Origin of the sequence: Burkholderia sp. AU30198, from assembly GCF_020419825.1 — a bacterium.
Classification (GTDB): domain Bacteria; phylum Pseudomonadota; class Gammaproteobacteria; order Burkholderiales; family Burkholderiaceae; genus Burkholderia.
The window spans coordinates 138,415-152,751 of record NZ_JAIZSA010000012.1 but is presented as its reverse complement, the minus strand read 5'-3'; the positions used below and the strand labels follow the sequence as shown (position 1 = coordinate 152,751).

Sequence of the window (14,337 nt, the reverse complement as noted above, 5' to 3'; positions counted from 1 at the left end):
GCTACGCGCGCATCGTCGCGACTTCATCCGCGAGCCAGTCGCGCAAGGCGACGATGCGCGGATCGTCCTGCGTGCGCTCCGGATACACGACGTGATACGCAAGGCCGGGCGCCACCTCGACATTCACGTCGAACAACTGCACGACGCGCCCTTCCGCGAGATCGCGCGCAATCATGCGCGGCTCTGCAAGACCGACCGCCGTGCCATCCGTCACGGCCTGCACGACGTGGCTCGAATCCGGAAACGCTACGCACCGGCTGTCGTCGAAACCGTCGACGCCCGCCGCTGCCATCCACGCCGACCAGCGCGGCCAGGTCACGCCGTCGACTTCGCAGTCGACGTGGCAAAGCGTGTGGCGCAGCAGATCGCGCGGCTTGCGCAACGGCGGCCCGGCCGACAACAGCGCCGGGCTGCAGACCGCGATGACCGACGTATCGAACAGGCGCTGCGCGCACGCGTCACGATAACGCCCGGTGCCGAAGCGGATCGCGACATCGACGTCGTCGTCATCGAAATCGCGCAACCGGTCGGTGATGTCGAACGACAGCTCGAACGCCGGATGCGCGGCCCTTAAACGCGGCAGGCGCGGCAGCAGCCAGTGCGTCGCGAAGCGCGCGCCGACCGACACCCGCAGCTCCGTCTGCTCCCGCGCGATGCGCCGCGCCCGCACGGTCGCGCGCTGAAGTGCCGCCAGCGCATCGGCGGCCGCAGCCGCCAGCACGACGCCGGCCGGCGTCAGCCGGATGCTGCGGCTCGTGCGGACGAACAGTTCCATGTCGAGCTGCGCCTCGATTTCCTTGATCTGGTGACTGACGGCTGCCGGCGTCAGCCCGACCTCGTCGGCCGCCCGCGAGAAATTCAGGTGCCGCGCCGCCGCATCGAACGTCCTCAGCGCGCGCGTACCGGGCCACATGCGTTCCATCGATCTTCAAACCGGATTTGATGACCGTTCCAAAACTACTCGTTTTTCAAGCGCCCATCAATCGACAAACAATAAACTTTCTTGAAGATGTGGCGAGCCGCCCCGCGCTCGCGACCGAACCCGGAGATCCATCGATGACCGTTGCCCCGTTCCCGTCCGTCGTCCAGCTCAACGGCGTCGCCGCCACTCCGGACGCGCTCGCCGCGCTCGCGTTCGCCGGCCATGCGCATTTCACCGCGATGCAGGTGCGCGACGGCCGCGTGCGCGGCCTCGACCTGCACCTCGCGCGGCTGCGCGATGCGTCGAACACGCTGTTCGGCCAGGCACTGCCCGACGACCGGATTCGCGCGCTCCTGCGCGCCGCGCTCGATCACGCGCCGTCGGCGCTGTCGCTGACGGCGACCGTGCATGCGACGACGGGTGAATTCGTCGCGCCGCGCGACGATGAAACGCTCGACGTGCTGGTCCGCACGACCGCGCCGTCGTCGGGGCCGGCGGGCCCGCTCGATCTCGCGCTGTTCGAACACGAGCGTATGCTGCCGGAAATCAAGCACGTCGGCGAAGTCGCCAAGACGCACTTGCTGCGCCGCGCGATCGCGCAAGGTTTCGACGATGCGGCGTTCGTCGATCGCCACAGGCGCATCAGCGAGGGCTCGATCTGGAATCTGGCATTCTGGACCGGCGACGCGGTCGTGTGGCCCGTTGCCGGCATGCTCGGCGGCGTCACGATGCGCATCGTGCGCCGGCAACTATCGCGCCTGGGCGTCGCGCAGCACGATCGCGAACTGACACCGGCCGACCTGCCGTCGCTGGCCGGCGCCGTCGTGATGAATTCGTGGACGCCCGGGATCGCCGTGCGCCGGTTCGGCACGGCGACGTTGCCCGATTCGTCATCGTTCGTCGCGCTGTTGCATCGCGCATACGAACAGGAAGCGCCCGTCGCACCGTGATGCGCGCCGCCGCGAACCGCGAGCGCCCGCTCACCCGTCGACCGTCTCCGGCAGCCGCGCGATCGCCTTGATCTCGAACTGGAAGCCATACAGCCAGGTCACACCGACAGCAGTCAGCGTCGGATGCGGTGCATCGCCCCAGTATTCGGGGACGATCTCCCAGATCCGCTCGAACGTCGCTTCGGGATCGACGAGGAACACCGTCACGTCGACGACGTCGTCGAACGTGCAACCGGCCGCGCGCAGCACCGCATTCAGGTTGTCGAACGCGCGGCGGACCTGCGTGCCGAGTTCCGGTTCGGGCGAGCCGTCCTCGCGGCTGCCGACCTGCCCGGACACGAACAGGAAGCCGTTCGAGCGCACTGCCGGCGAATAGCGGTTGCGGTCGTACAGCGCCTGGCGACCGGGCGGAAACACCACGCTACGCTTTACCATCCCATACCTCCTTCGGTTTATGGGGCGAAGTCGCCCCGGCATCAACGATGAAGGCACTTTACGGACCGATGCACGGCGGATAAACCGGCAACCCTGTCCAACACTGTTTGCACGTCCCAAACAATTTCCGACCAACGCGGAGCCCTGACCCGATGGATCGATTCGACGCAATGCAGGCGTTCGCCCGCGTGGTGGAAGCCGGCAGCTTCACGAAGGCGGCCGAGACGCTGCACATGAGCCGCACCACCGTCACGCAACTCGTGCAGCAGCTCGAAGCGCGGCTGCGCGTGAAGCTGTTCAACCGCACGACGCGCAAGGTCGTCGTCACCGCGGACGGCGCCGCATACTACGATCGCGTCGTGCGGCTGCTGGCCGACATGGACGATGCCGAAACGAGCCTGTCCGCGGCGTCCGCGTCACCCCGGGGGCGGCTGCGCGTGGACGTGCCGAGCCCGTTCGCGCGCCTGATCCTGATCCCCGCGCTGCCCGCGTTCCATGCACGCTATCCGGATATCCAGCTCGACATGGGCGTGAGCGACCGCGTGGTGGACGTGATCGGCGAGAACGTCGACTGCGTCGTACGCGGCGGCGAGCCGACCGACCGCGCGCTGGTCGCGCGCCGTGTCGGCGACCTGCGGCTCGGCGTGTATGCGTCGCCGGCGTATCTCGCCCGCGCCGGCACGCCGACGCATCCGGACGAGCTGGAGGACACCCATCACCGGATCGTCGGTTTTCTGTGGGCACGCACCGGCAAGGCGTTGCCGTTCGAGATGGCATGCGACGGCGAGCGGGTCACCGTGCGCGGACGCTACGTGCTCGCGGTCGACGATGGCAACGCGTACCTCGAGGCCGGCCTCGCCGGGTTGGGCATTCTGTGGCTGCCCGACTACATGGCCGGCGCACATCGCGCCCGCGGCGAACTGGTGCCGCTGTTCGAGCGATGGCAGCTCGAACCGATGCCGATGTACGTTGCGTTCCCGCCGAACCGGCACGTCAGCGCGAAGCTGCGCGTGTTCATCGACTGGGTCGCCGAGCTGATGGCGCAGCATGCGCCGGTCGCGAACCGGCGCCGCGGCGGCCAAGGTTCGCTCGCTACGCGCAAAACCGCGGCGACCTGAATCGCGAGAAAGCGACCGTACATAAAAAAACCCGCGCAGGTTGCGCGGGTTTCGACAGCAGTCAGTCGCGAATACGCGGGCGACTCACGCAGTCAGCGCGTGCAGCGCCTCGTCGGTGAGCCACAGCGATTCCTGCAGGTCCTGCTCGTTCAGGTTCAGGCCGTCGCCACCGCGATCGACAACGATGAAGTCGCTGACGCCGCCGAGCGCAATCAGCGGGTGATGCCACACGCCCTTCGCATAGTTGACGCCCTGCCACCCGCTCGTCACGAACGCGCGGATCTTCGCCGGATCGAGATCGCCCGCGGGCGCCACGACGACGAGATACGGCTGGTCGTTCAGCGGCACGAACGCCTGGCTGCCGAGCGGGTGCCGCTCCAGCATCTTCACTTCGAACGGCAGCGTGCGCGGCTGGCCGCGGAACAGGTTGACGAGCGTGCGGCCGTCTTCATCGGTCACGTCGACTTTCGCGAGGTCGTGAAAGCGGATCGTGGTGCCGAGGTTGATCGGGATCTGCTTCGCCCCGTCCGTTTCGATCACGTCGCCGAACGGCGCGAACGCTTCCTTGGTCAGCGGTTCGATGGCAAGCGTCTTCATTTGTCGAGCGTCCCCCACAGACGCAGGCGCGACACGCCGCCGTCCGGAATGATGTTCAGTCGCACGTGCGTGACGGGGCCGAGCGACGCGATGTCCTTTTCGAAGTAGTGCTGCTTGTCCATCTGCAGCTTCTGTTCGCCGAGCAGCACCGGCCAGAACATCGACTGCGTGATCAGCGAGCTGTCCGTGCCGCCAGACACGTATGCGGCCTGGATCGAGCAGCGGTCCGGGAAGTTACCCTTGAAGAACGCGGTATCGACTTCGATCTTGCGGATCACGCCCGGCTGCGCAAGCGCGATGATCGCCCAGTCGTTGCCCGGTTCGCGGCGGCGGCGGGTTTCCCAGCCGTCGCCCATGTTCACGCCGCGGCCCGGCAGCAGCAGGTTCGATGCGACGCCGAAGTGCTGGTTGTTCGCGGCCACCACGTAACCGCCGTTTTCCATCGCCGCGAGATCGAACTGCTCGGTCGCGCTCGCGACGGCCCAGTCGAGTTGCGGCTGGCCGTATACGCGCAGGCGTGCAATGCCGCCGTCCGGGTAGATGTTCACGCGCAGGTGCGTGAAGGCGCGCGCATCGCTCGCTTCGACGTAGTGATGGCTGTTGCCCTGCAGCGTCGTCGACGGCACGATCTCGACCCACTCGGTCGCATGCGTCGGCGCACCGTCGGCCACGAACGCGGCCTCGATCGACGCAGCCGGCGGGAAGTTGCCGGTGAAGTGGCTCGTGTCGATGTCGAAGCCCTTGATCACGCCCGGGCGCGCAAGCTTGACGATGCACCAGTCGTAGCCCGTCGTGCGCTTGCGGCGCGTTTCCCAGCCGTCCATCCACTTGCCGTGGTCGTCGTACTTGCCGGGGATGAAGACAGCCGGCTCGGGGTTCAGCATCCGATCCTTCGGCGCGAAGAAATCGTCGCTGGCTTCGAGCGCCTGCGCACCGAGACGCGGGTCGGCAAGATTCACGTAGCGCCGCGTGAAGTCGGGTGCGTTGGGATCGAGAAGCGGAACAGCCATGATGTTTCCTTGTTTCAGTGAGGCGATCAGGCCGCTGCGACGCAGCCGGCCGTATTGCGGTGTCAGGCGTCGATCAGGTCGTCGAGGCGGAAGCGCGCGATCCGGTAGATCTGGTCGAGGCTCGCCCGCAGTTCCTCGGTGCGCGAATGATTCACGCGCGACTCGAAGTTCGCGATGATGCCGTGCCGGTCATAGCCGCGCACCGCGAGGATGAACGGGAAGCCGAACTTCTCGCGATACGTGCGGTTCAGCGTCAGCAGCTTGTCGAACTCTTCCTGCGTGCACTGGTCGAGGCCCGCGCCGCTCTGCTCGCGTGTCGACTCGGCGGTCAGCTCGCCGCGCACGGCGGCCTTGCCGGCCAGCTCCGGGTGAGCGTTGATCAGCGCGAGCTGGCGCACTTCGCCGCCCGTTTCCACCGCGCCCGACATCGTCTGGTGCAGCGCGTCGATGCTCGCGAACGGCCGCTCGCCGGCGGCGACTTCGGCCACCCACGGCGAGTGTTCGAAAATCCCCGACAGTGCCGCGACAAATGCGCTCGGCGCCATCGTGTTCAGTTGATCCAACGTGTAGCGCATCGCCTTCATGCTTTCCCTTCGTTTCGATGATTGGGCTGATACGGATGATGTTCACGCCAGTGACGCGCGATATCGACACGGCGCGTCACCCATACGCGATCGTGCTTCTCGATGTGATCGAGGAATCGCTGCAGCCCGCGGAACCGGCCCGGCCGGCCGAGCAACCGGCAGTGCATGCCGATCGACAGCATCTTCGGCGCTTCGTCACCCTCCGCGTACAGCACGTCGAACGCGTCGCGCAGGTAGTCGAAGAAGTGATCGCCGGTGTTGAAGCCCTGCGGCGTCGCGAAGCGCATGTCGTTCGTGTCGAGCGTGTACGGCACGATCAGCTGCGGCGACTTCTTGCCGCCCGACACCTCGACATCCATCCAGAACGGCAGGTCGTCGCCGTAGTTGTCGGAGTCGTACAGGAAGCCGCCGTATTCGGCGACCAGGCGGTGCGTGTTGGGGCTGTCGCGGCCGGTGTACCAGCCGAGCGGGCGCTCGCCCGTCACGCGCTCGATCGCTTCCATTCCGAGGCGCATATGCTCGGCCTCGAGTTCCGGCGTCATGCTCTGGTAGTGGATCCAGCGCCAGCCGTGGCACGCGATTTCATGGCCGAGCTCGACGAACGCGCGCGCGAGCTCCGGATGGCGTTCGATCGCCATGCCGACGCCGAATACCGTCAGCGGCATCCCGCGCTTCTCGAATTCGCGCAGGATGCGCCACACGCCGGCCCGCGAACCGTATTCGTAGATCGACTCCATGCTCATGTGGCGGTCGGGATACGCGGCCGCGCCGACGATTTCGGACAGGAACTGCTCGGAGCCCGGATCGCCATGCAGCACGCAGTTCTCGCCGCCCTCCTCGTAGTTCAGCACGAATTGCACGGCGACGCGGGCGCGTCCCGGCCAGTTCGCCTGAACGGGATGGCGGCCGTAGCCGATCAGGTCGCGAGGATAGTTGGGATCGAGTGACATGGTTCGAAGTGCGGCGAAAGCTCGCTGAAATAATGGGTTCGCATCGACTGCGCGGGGGCCGGAAGCCGGCTGCGCAAGCCGATGCGATGACGGCCCAGTGTAGCGAAAACGCCCATACGCGCCCATACAGCGGCGCAGATAGTGCGTGTCAGACGGTGTGTATGTGCGGTTGCGGCAAATTCGGCACCGGTTCCGCCGCATCCCCGTCCGGCGGGCTGAAGCGGGCGAACGCGCCGTCGTAGCGCTTCGGCAGCGGCCGCGCGTAATCGCCGCGCTTCGCGGTCGCGAGGCGCAGCGCGACGAGCGCCTCGGCCCACTTGACGGCCGCCGTGACGCCCTCGACCACCGGCGCGCCGATCTGCTGCTCGATCTCGTGCGCGAACTCGGCCATCCCCGCGCAACCGAGCACGATCGCGTCGGCGCCGTCCTCGTCGAGCGCGCGCCGGCATTCGTCGACGATGATCCGGCGCGCGGCCGAGCCCGGCCGGTCGAGCTCGAGCACCGCAACGTCGGTCGCGCGCACGTTGCGGCAGAAGCGCTTCATCCCGTAGCGCTCAGCCAGGTGCCACGCCATCCCGCAGGTGCGCGCGAGCGTCGTGACGACCGAGAAGCCCGGCGCAAGCACGCTCGCCGCATGCATCGCGGCCTCGGCAATGCCGATCACCGGCCCGCGCGCCAGCTCGCGTGCCGCGTAGAGGCCCGGATCGCCGAAACATGCGATCACGTACGCGTCGCAGCCGTCGCGCTCGCCCTGCGCGATCTCGGCGAGCAGCCCCGGTGTTGCGAGCGCCTCGTCGTAATACCCTTCGATCGACGGCGGCCCCATCGGCGGGCTCACCGCGACGATTTCCGTCCCGGCGGCCGCGACTTCGCGCGCGCAGCGGCCCATCGCGTCGGTCATCCGCTGGGTCGTATTCGGATTGATCAGTCGGATCTTCATCGCACGCTCCTCAGGCCTTCGCGCTCACGAGCAGCCGGTAGAACACGAAGCCGAGCCCCGCGCCGATGAACCACGAGAAGTTCGCAACGCCCTGCCAGCCCGGCACCATCACGCAGACGATCGCGATCACCGCGGCCGGCAACAGCGCGGCAAGCGCGCGGCGGTTGACGCCGCCCGTGTACCAGTACGTGCCGCTTTCCGACATCGTGTACAGGTCGTCACGCACGAGCCGGCCGCGCTTGACGAGGTAGAAGTCGGCGATCAGCACGCCGTACAGCGGGCCGATGAACGCGCCGAGCACGTCGAGCGTGTAGTGGATCACGGCCGGGTTGTTGAACAGGTTCCACGGCGTGATGAAGATCGACGCGACGGCCGCGAGCATCCCGCCCGCGCGCCAGCTGATCAGGCGCGGCGCGACGTTCGAGAAGTCGAAGGCGGGCGACACGAAGTTCGCGACGATGTTGATGCCGATTGTCGCGATCGTGAACGTCAGCGCACCGAGAATCACCGCGGTCGGATGGTCGATGCGGCCGACCGTCTCGACCGGATCGGTGATGAGCTCGCCGAACACCGGCAGCGTCGCGGCCGTCGTGATCACCGTGACGAGCGAGAACGCGAGGAAGTTGACGGGCAGCCCCCAGAAATTGCCGCGCTTCACTTCGCCGAACGAACGGCAGTAGCGCGAGAAATCGCCGAAGTTCAGCATCGGCCCGGAGAAGTACGACACGACCAGCGACACGGCCGTGATCATCACCGGAATCACTTCCGCGCCGTGGTACTTCACGCCGCCGAGATTGATGCCGATGTTGCGCCAGCCCGCGCGCCACACCATGTAGCCGGCGAGGATGAACATCACGACGTAGACGGCCGGCCCCGCGAAGTCGATGAACTTCTTGATCGTCTCCATCCCGTTCCAGAACACGAGCGCCTGGAGCACCCACAGCAGCATGAAGCCCGCCCAGCCGACCGCCGACAGCCCGAGGAAGCCGTAGCGGTGGACGTCCGCGTAAGGCAGCCATTGCGGGAAGAACTTCAGCACGACGATCACGAGCGCGCTCGATGCGAGATAGGTCTGGATGCCGTACCACGCGATCGCGATCAACCCGCGGATCACGGCCGGCACGTTCGCGCCGAGCACGCCGAACGTCGCGCGGCACGCGACCGGATACGGCACGCCGACCTGCTGGCTCGGCCGCGCGATCAGGTTGCACAGCTGGTTCACGATGCCGATCCCGACGATCAGCGCGATCAGCACCTGCCAGCTCGTCAGCCCGAGCGCGAACAGGCTGCCCGCGAACACGTAGCCGCCGACGCTGTGCACGTCCGACATCCAGAACGCGAATATGTTGTAAGAACCCCACGTCTGATTTTTCAGGGGTGCCAAATCTTCGTTGTACAGACGTTCGCTGTAACCATTCGGCAGTGCCGGGTCGCCGCCCTCGCCGCCTTCTTCCGCCGGATAGGCGCTGTCGTGCGCCACACTGAACTGAGCCATGACTTCTCCTTGACGCGGCCGGGCGGCCGCTCCACCGTCATCGATATCGCTCCGGATCGACGCCCGGAGTCGGACCAGCGGCCCGCGGCATACACCGCGGGCCTGCATTTCGCTCGTTCTTGTGGCGCGCGGCCGGGTTCGCGTCGCCGCTCAGGCGCCGCCGAACACTTCGCGCAAATCGACCTGCCCTTGTGCGGGCCGGTCCAGCATCTTCAGTTCGACATGCTGCAGGTGATGCGCCATCAGCGTCACCGCCCGCTTCGGATCCCCCGCCTCCAGCGCGCCGAGGATCTCGTCGTGGTCGTCGCACGAGCACGGGCTGCGCCCGTGCGATTCGTACAGCGCCGACATCAGCGTCGAGCGTGCGACCAGCCCTTCGAGGCACGCGCTGAGCGTCGCATTGCCCATCAGCGTGGCAAGCGTCGTATGGAATTCGCCCGACAGGCGGATCCAGGCGGCGAAGTCGTGCCGCTCGAACGCCTTGCGCTCCTTTTCGATCAGCGCGGCGACCCCTTTCAGCCGCTTCGCGCCGGGCCCGGTCGCAAGCCGCTCGACCACGGCGAGCTCGATGATCCGGCGCATCTCGAACACCTCGTGCACGTCCTGCAGCGTCGGGCTCGCGACGAACGCGCCGCGGTTCGGCTCGAGATCGACCAGCTTGTCGGTCGCGAGCTGCGCGAGCGCCTGGCGGATCGCCCCGCGCTTCACGTTGAACACGTCGCAGAGCTGCGCCTCCGTCAGCTTCGCGCCGGGCGCGAGCCGATGCTCGAGGATTGCCGTGCGGATCCGCTCGGCGATCGCTTCGGGACTGGCTGCACCGGACGGGTGGGATTCGGAGTCGTTCATGATCGGCATCGTGTGATGATCCTCATCCTAGGGCGGACATAAAGATTGTCAACAATTCTTTTCCGGGATTGCGCACAATCGGCGTGCATCGATGCGACCCCGTTCGGTGCACGATGCGTCAAATCCATGCACGACAAGGCTTCGACGTACGACCGGGGCCCTTCTCGTCGTATACCCTTCCGGCCATTTTGTTGACAAAACTGGTGCAAGATCCGGCGCCGCCCCACCTGGCGACGACGAAAACATTCGACCGTTAGTTGCGCATTTACATAAAGAAAAAGGCGGGAAACCCGCCTTTCGATCGATCGCGCCCGCCTCAGCCGAGATGCGGATAGTCCGACAGCGTGAGCCGGAAACCGTGCGCATTCGCGACCAGCTGCGCCTGCGCGCCGAACGGCAGCGTCAGCAGGTCGGGCACATGGCCGAACTGGAGCCCCGTGACGACCGGGATCCCGACCACCGCGCGCACCTGGTCGATCATCGCCTGCATGTCGTAGCCGTTGTCGTACTCGAACGGCCGCGCACCGGTGAACTGGCCGAGCACGAGCGCCTGCTGGCGCGCGAGCAGCCCCGACAGATGCAGTTGATAGATCATCCGTTCGATCCGGAACGGCTGCTCGTTGACGTCCTCGATGAACAGGATGCCGCCTTCGATGTCGGGCATGTACGGCGTGCCGACGAGCGACGTGAGGATCGCGAGGTTGCCGCCCCACAGCGTGCCCGTCACGTTGACGGTCTGCACCTGCGGCGCTTCGACGATGATCGTCGTGCTCGGCTGCGTCAGCGTCTGCCAGAAGTGCTGCATCGTGAAATCGCTCGGCGTTTCCGCGCCGAAGTCGGCGGACAGCATCGGACCGCCGAACGTCTTGATGCGCGCCTTCGCGTACAGCGCGAGCTGGAGTGCCGTGAAGTCGCTGTGGCCGACGAGCGCGACCGGCTGGTCGCGCAGCCTGCGTTCGAGCCCGCGATAGTCGAGCCCGTGCAGGATGCGCGCGGCCCCGTAGCCACCGCGCACCGCGAGTGCGATGTCCGGCAGCGGCCGTTCGGGATCGGCAAGACGATTCAGATCGCCAGCCCGTTCGCCGTCGGTGCCGCCGAACCGCTGGAAGCGCCGCTGGGTCGCCTCGACGTTCTCGATGCGGTGCTGCGCGGTGCTGAGGCGCTCGAGCGCGCGGTTGATCGCGTCGGGGTCGTGCGGATAGCCGGACGGCGCAAGCAGGCGGATGGTGTAGGACGCGGCGGGCTGGAAGGACATGGCGAAGGGTGTCGGGTCGTCAAACCTGCTTAGAGGGCCTGAACCGTCTCCGGTTCACGGAACCGTGGGCGCCCGGCTGGCTCGCACCGGGCGACGCGCGCGGCGGGCGCGCCTATGACGCGCCGGATTCGGCGTCGCGGGCCAGCCGTGCTTCGCGCAGCGCACGACGGCGCTCGGCGAAGAACGACTTCAGCGCGGCACCGCACTCGTCGGCAAGCACGCCGCCGGTCACTTCGGTGTGGTGGTTGAGTTGCGGATTCGCGAACGCGTCGATCACGCTGCCGCAGGCTCCCGTCTTCGGGTCGGCGGCGCCGTAGACGACCCGCGCGATGCGCGCATGCATGATCGCGCCCGCGCACATCAGGCACGGCTCGAGCGTCACGTACAGCTCGCAGCCGGGCATCCGGTAATTCTGCAGATGCTGCGCGGCCATGCGCAGCGCGGCCATTTCCGCATGGGCCGACGGGTCGTGCCCGCCGATCGGATGGTTGAAGCCGCGTGCGATCACTTCGTCGCCGCGCACGAGCACCGCACCGACCGGCACTTCGCCGGCCGCGCGCGCCTCTTCGGCGGCGGCCTGCGCAAGACGCATGAAATGCAGGTCGCGTGCCGATACGGGCGCGGTGTCGGGAACGGGAACAGAAGAATCGGCGGCGGATTCGGCCGCCGAGGCGGCCGCCGCCCGGGCTGCGTCGTGCAGCGCGTCGGACGTCACATCGGCCCCGCTTCGGCGGACGCTTCGTCGAGCCCGCGCTCGCACAGGCGTTCCGCGATGCGCCGGCAGTAGTCGCGCGGCATCACCATCGGGCCGCCGCGCAGTGATTCGAGCGCCATGTCGAGCGCGAGGATCTTCGCCTGCAGCCGGCACCGCGCGGCACGGTCGCTGACCGCCTGCACTTCGTCATGCAGATTGCGCAGCGCGCGCAATTGCTCAACGGCCGGCGGCACGAAGCCCGCATTCTTCAGGATACGGTTGGCCACCCGCACCTCCTCGGGTACGAGCAGGTCGTCATCCAGCGCCTGCGGCGCGCCGGTACCCGGCAAATCGTCGAACTCGCGCCGCGCAGCAGCAGCGGCAATACGTTGTTCGACCAGGGCGTCAAGCAATCTCATCGGTCAATCGAAACAATGCGGCAGGCCGAATTCTAGCAGGGTGACGCACGTGTGACAGGCACTTCGAACGAATGCTCGATATGCCATTGACGACACGCTCGCGCCGTGCTTGCGCGAGCGTTGTTCCAACCCCGTTTTAGACCATGCCGGCTCGTGGCCACGCATGGTCGTACCCCATTGATGCACGCCGCCGATACCCGGCGCCGCCGTCGACGCAGCCGCTTCGCCACGGCCGCGTCGTCAGGTCCGCTACTACTGTCCGTTGTACAACTCATTGTTGAGACGTTCGAGTTCGCCCGACTTCTGCGCGCGCAGCAGTTCGTTCCGGACCTGCGCTCGCGTGAGCGCGGTCGGACTACCCGCCTGCGACCCTGCGCTGGGCATGCTGCCCATCGACGTCGCGCTGATCGCGGCATCGGACGGCGGCGTCGACATCGGCGCGCTCCCTTCCTGCGCCTGCGCGAGCCCCACTGCGCCCAGCACGCAGATTGCGGCCAGCGCCGCCTTGTACATGGTCTTCATCGTGGCACCTCACATGAAGCTGCAATACCCCCCAACGACGCGGCCGGCGCCATCTTCACACCGTCCGCGCACTTCGACGTCCTGCCTGCTCGCGTGCCGCCGCATCCGGCGCGCACGCAACGTCGATCCTTGCTGGCAATCCCCCTGTTTCCCCCCGGGGCTGGCGCATCGACATGCGCGATTTCGTGCTGCGGCCACCTTGCGCGTTTCGAGTTGTGTGACTCGCGCGTCCCGCCGCATCGCGAATCGGATATTCCCGTCGCATTCGGATTGCATCGGACGAATGCCGCACGCCGAAGGCAACGGCATGTTCGTCACGTGAATACAACCGGAATGGAGCAATGATAGAAACCGCGTGCCGCTTTGACGCCCCCTTGAAAGGGGGCAATTTCGGTCGTTGTCATGTTGAGCGTCTAAGCTGGACAGACAGGACGGCACATGCGCAATCGGCCATGTCAGCACGACGCCGCGCGCGAGTCCGATGCATGCTCGAGGAGCATCTCGATGTCCGACAAGCACGTCGCGCTGGCGAGTCACATCCGACGACTCTGTTCGCTCGGCGTCGAGCCGCGCCTCGTCATTCCTCATGTGATTGAAGCCGCACGGCACATCGTCGGCGCCGACTGGGGCATGTTCTTCTACGCCGACGAGCACTACGCACTGTCGGACGTCTACAGCGAGAACGACACGGTCTACACGGTATTGCCGTCGTACTTCATGAACGTGCACAACACCGCGCGGCAGGAGGTGCTCGGCGTCACGTTCTCCGATGCGATGCGCCGCGGCCGTGGCTTCGTCAACAGCGCGCACTACGACGATGAACTGCTGTCGAGCGAGATGTATGCGGACCTGTGGCAGCCGACCTCGATGCGTCATTGTCTCGAACTGACCGCGACGGACGGCACGCGCGGCTGGGGCAGCCTGCAGCTGTCACGCGCGCCCGGCAGTCGCCCGTTCTCGGAAAAGAATCATCGCGACATCGAACCCGTCGCCAGACATCTCGCGCACGCGCTGTCGCGGCCCGCGCAACTGCCGCTGCACGAGGCGGAAGGCAGCCTGTCCGCGATCGTCGTCGTCGATGGTGCCGGCCGGCTCCTGCTGCACAACACGGACAGCATCCGGATGCTGTCGCTCGCGACCGGCGAACCGCTCGCGTTCTATCGTCACGACCACCTGCCGGACTGGCTCGCCCCGCTGCTGTCGAACGTCAACCGGATCTGGCGCGGACATCCCGCGCCACCCGCGACGCTCGAGCGCCGCAATACCGCCGGCCGCTTTCGCTTCAGGGCCTATCGCCTCGCCGACGCACGCCCCGTGCAGCGCGATTTCTCGATCGTGATCTACATCGAACATTTTCCGCCGCTCGAACTGGAGATCGAACGACTCGGTTTCGAATTCGGGTTGACCGAACGCCAGCGCGAACTCTGCACGCAGCTCGTGCTCGGCCGCTCTCATAGCGAGATCGCGAGCGGCTTCGCGCTGCGCAACAGCACGGTCATCGATCACGTGCGCAAGATCTATCGCAAGCTCAACGTGCACAACCACGACGAATTGCGCAGCGTGTTTCGGGCCGGCTCCCACGACTAGCGCAGCATTCCAT

At 66.8% G+C, this 14,337-nt stretch carries 16 protein-coding genes; 3 read left to right on the top strand and 13 right to left on the bottom strand.

What is annotated here, in order from left to right; translation table 11 throughout:
* Position 1 precedes the first annotated feature (1 nt).
* Positions 2-922: a LysR substrate-binding domain-containing protein gene (locus LGN19_RS25100; RefSeq protein ID WP_226217711.1), complete on the bottom strand. Its 921-nt coding sequence runs from the start codon at positions 920-922 to the stop codon at positions 2-4.
* 134 nt (positions 923-1,056) lie between these two features.
* On the opposite strand from LGN19_RS25100, the gene LGN19_RS25095 reads away from it, so the two are divergent.
* Positions 1,057-1,872: an aminotransferase class IV family protein gene (locus LGN19_RS25095; RefSeq protein WP_226217709.1), complete on the top strand. Its 816-nt coding sequence runs from the start codon at positions 1,057-1,059 to the stop codon at positions 1,870-1,872.
* 30 nt (positions 1,873-1,902) lie between these two features.
* Here the strand turns inward: LGN19_RS25095 and LGN19_RS25090 are convergent, their stop codons facing one another.
* A complete protein-coding gene (locus LGN19_RS25090; RefSeq protein WP_226217707.1) occupies positions 1,903-2,307 on the bottom strand; it encodes a RidA family protein in 405 nt (134 codons plus the stop codon).
* Between the two features lie 152 nt (positions 2,308-2,459).
* Between LGN19_RS25090 and LGN19_RS25085 the strand changes: the two genes are divergently transcribed.
* On the top strand, positions 2,460-3,425 hold the full coding sequence (locus tag LGN19_RS25085; RefSeq protein ID WP_226217705.1) for a LysR family transcriptional regulator: 966 nt from the start codon (positions 2,460-2,462) through the stop codon (positions 3,423-3,425).
* 84 nt (positions 3,426-3,509) lie between these two features.
* On the opposite strand, the gene LGN19_RS25080 is transcribed toward LGN19_RS25085, so the two are convergent.
* The 11 genes from LGN19_RS25080 to LGN19_RS25030 all read right to left on the bottom strand — a co-directional run bounded on the left by LGN19_RS25080 (position 3,510) and on the right by LGN19_RS25030 (position 12,737).
* Positions 3,510-4,022 (bottom strand): ureidoglycolate lyase, encoded by a 513-nt coding sequence (locus LGN19_RS25080; protein ID WP_124450504.1) that lies wholly within the window; start codon positions 4,020-4,022, stop codon positions 3,510-3,512.
* Positions 4,019-5,032, bottom strand: coding sequence for an allantoicase (gene alc / locus LGN19_RS25075; protein WP_226217703.1), 1,014 nt, complete (start codon positions 5,030-5,032; stop codon positions 4,019-4,021). Before alc ends, LGN19_RS25080 begins: the two co-directional genes overlap by 4 nt.
* Positions 5,033-5,094: 62 nt before the next feature.
* Positions 5,095-5,616 (bottom strand): 2-oxo-4-hydroxy-4-carboxy-5-ureidoimidazoline decarboxylase, encoded by a 522-nt coding sequence (gene uraD / locus LGN19_RS25070; RefSeq protein ID WP_226217701.1) that lies wholly within the window; start codon positions 5,614-5,616, stop codon positions 5,095-5,097.
* Positions 5,613-6,566, bottom strand: coding sequence for an allantoinase PuuE (gene puuE / locus LGN19_RS25065; RefSeq protein WP_041492879.1), 954 nt, complete (start codon positions 6,564-6,566; stop codon positions 5,613-5,615). Before puuE ends, uraD begins: the two co-directional genes overlap by 4 nt.
* A 148-nt stretch (positions 6,567-6,714) precedes the next feature.
* The gene (locus tag LGN19_RS25060; RefSeq protein ID WP_174960932.1) at positions 6,715-7,506 is read right to left on the bottom strand and encodes an aspartate/glutamate racemase family protein; all 792 of its coding nucleotides are present in this window, start codon (positions 7,504-7,506) and stop codon (positions 6,715-6,717) included.
* 10 nt (positions 7,507-7,516) lie between these two features.
* On the bottom strand, positions 7,517-9,001 hold the full coding sequence (locus LGN19_RS25055; RefSeq protein ID WP_122945668.1) for an NCS1 family nucleobase:cation symporter-1: 1,485 nt from the start codon (positions 8,999-9,001) through the stop codon (positions 7,517-7,519).
* Positions 9,002-9,151: 150 nt separating this feature from the next.
* Positions 9,152-9,856 carry a GntR family transcriptional regulator gene (locus LGN19_RS25050; protein ID WP_226217699.1) on the bottom strand — a complete coding sequence of 235 codons (705 nt, stop codon included), beginning with the start codon at positions 9,854-9,856 and terminating at the stop codon, positions 9,152-9,154.
* A 307-nt stretch (positions 9,857-10,163) separates the two neighbouring features.
* Entirely contained in the window at positions 10,164-11,102 is a 939-nt protein-coding gene (gene ldcA, locus LGN19_RS25045; RefSeq protein WP_226217697.1) for a muramoyltetrapeptide carboxypeptidase, read from the bottom strand.
* A 112-nt stretch (positions 11,103-11,214) separates the two neighbouring features.
* The gene (tadA, locus tag LGN19_RS25040) at positions 11,215-11,817 is read right to left on the bottom strand and encodes a tRNA adenosine(34) deaminase TadA (protein WP_226217696.1); all 603 of its coding nucleotides are present in this window, start codon (positions 11,815-11,817) and stop codon (positions 11,215-11,217) included.
* A complete protein-coding gene (locus LGN19_RS25035) occupies positions 11,814-12,215 on the bottom strand; it encodes a DnaJ family domain-containing protein (RefSeq protein ID WP_043187968.1) in 402 nt (133 codons plus the stop codon). Before LGN19_RS25035 ends, tadA begins: the two co-directional genes overlap by 4 nt.
* A 252-nt stretch (positions 12,216-12,467) precedes the next feature.
* The gene (locus LGN19_RS25030) at positions 12,468-12,737 is read right to left on the bottom strand and encodes a DUF4148 domain-containing protein (protein WP_122945673.1); all 270 of its coding nucleotides are present in this window, start codon (positions 12,735-12,737) and stop codon (positions 12,468-12,470) included.
* Positions 12,738-13,241: 504 nt separating this feature from the next.
* Between LGN19_RS25030 and LGN19_RS25025 the strand changes: the two genes are divergently transcribed.
* Positions 13,242-14,324: a helix-turn-helix transcriptional regulator gene (locus tag LGN19_RS25025; RefSeq protein ID WP_226217694.1), complete on the top strand. Its 1,083-nt coding sequence runs from the start codon at positions 13,242-13,244 to the stop codon at positions 14,322-14,324.
* Positions 14,325-14,337 lie beyond the last annotated feature (13 nt).

Coding starts and splice junctions, on each gene's coding strand:
- LGN19_RS25085 (WP_226217705.1), top strand. CDS start 2,460: ATGGATCGATTCGACGCAATGCAGGCGTTCGCCCGCGTGGTGGAAGCC.
- LGN19_RS25060 (WP_174960932.1), bottom strand. CDS start 7,506: ATGAAGATCCGACTGATCAATCCGAATACGACCCAGCGGATGACCGAC.
- LGN19_RS25055 (WP_122945668.1), bottom strand. CDS start 9,001: ATGGCTCAGTTCAGTGTGGCGCACGACAGCGCCTATCCGGCGGAAGAA.
- LGN19_RS25095 (WP_226217709.1), top strand. CDS start 1,057: ATGACCGTTGCCCCGTTCCCGTCCGTCGTCCAGCTCAACGGCGTCGCC.
- LGN19_RS25030 (WP_122945673.1), bottom strand. CDS start 12,737: ATGAAGACCATGTACAAGGCGGCGCTGGCCGCAATCTGCGTGCTGGGC.
- LGN19_RS25050 (WP_226217699.1), bottom strand. CDS start 9,856: ATGCCGATCATGAACGACTCCGAATCCCACCCGTCCGGTGCAGCCAGT.
- LGN19_RS25100 (WP_226217711.1), bottom strand. CDS start 922: ATGGAACGCATGTGGCCCGGTACGCGCGCGCTGAGGACGTTCGATGCG.
- puuE (WP_041492879.1), bottom strand. CDS start 6,566: ATGTCACTCGATCCCAACTATCCTCGCGACCTGATCGGCTACGGCCGC.
- LGN19_RS25080 (WP_124450504.1), bottom strand. CDS start 4,022: ATGAAGACGCTTGCCATCGAACCGCTGACCAAGGAAGCGTTCGCGCCG.
- ldcA (WP_226217697.1), bottom strand. CDS start 11,102: ATGTCCTTCCAGCCCGCCGCGTCCTACACCATCCGCCTGCTTGCGCCG.
- alc (WP_226217703.1), bottom strand. CDS start 5,032: ATGGCTGTTCCGCTTCTCGATCCCAACGCACCCGACTTCACGCGGCGC.
- LGN19_RS25025 (WP_226217694.1), top strand. CDS start 13,242: ATGTCCGACAAGCACGTCGCGCTGGCGAGTCACATCCGACGACTCTGT.
- LGN19_RS25090 (WP_226217707.1), bottom strand. CDS start 2,307: ATGGTAAAGCGTAGCGTGGTGTTTCCGCCCGGTCGCCAGGCGCTGTAC.
- uraD (WP_226217701.1), bottom strand. CDS start 5,616: ATGAAGGCGATGCGCTACACGTTGGATCAACTGAACACGATGGCGCCG.
- LGN19_RS25035 (WP_043187968.1), bottom strand. CDS start 12,215: ATGAGATTGCTTGACGCCCTGGTCGAACAACGTATTGCCGCTGCTGCT.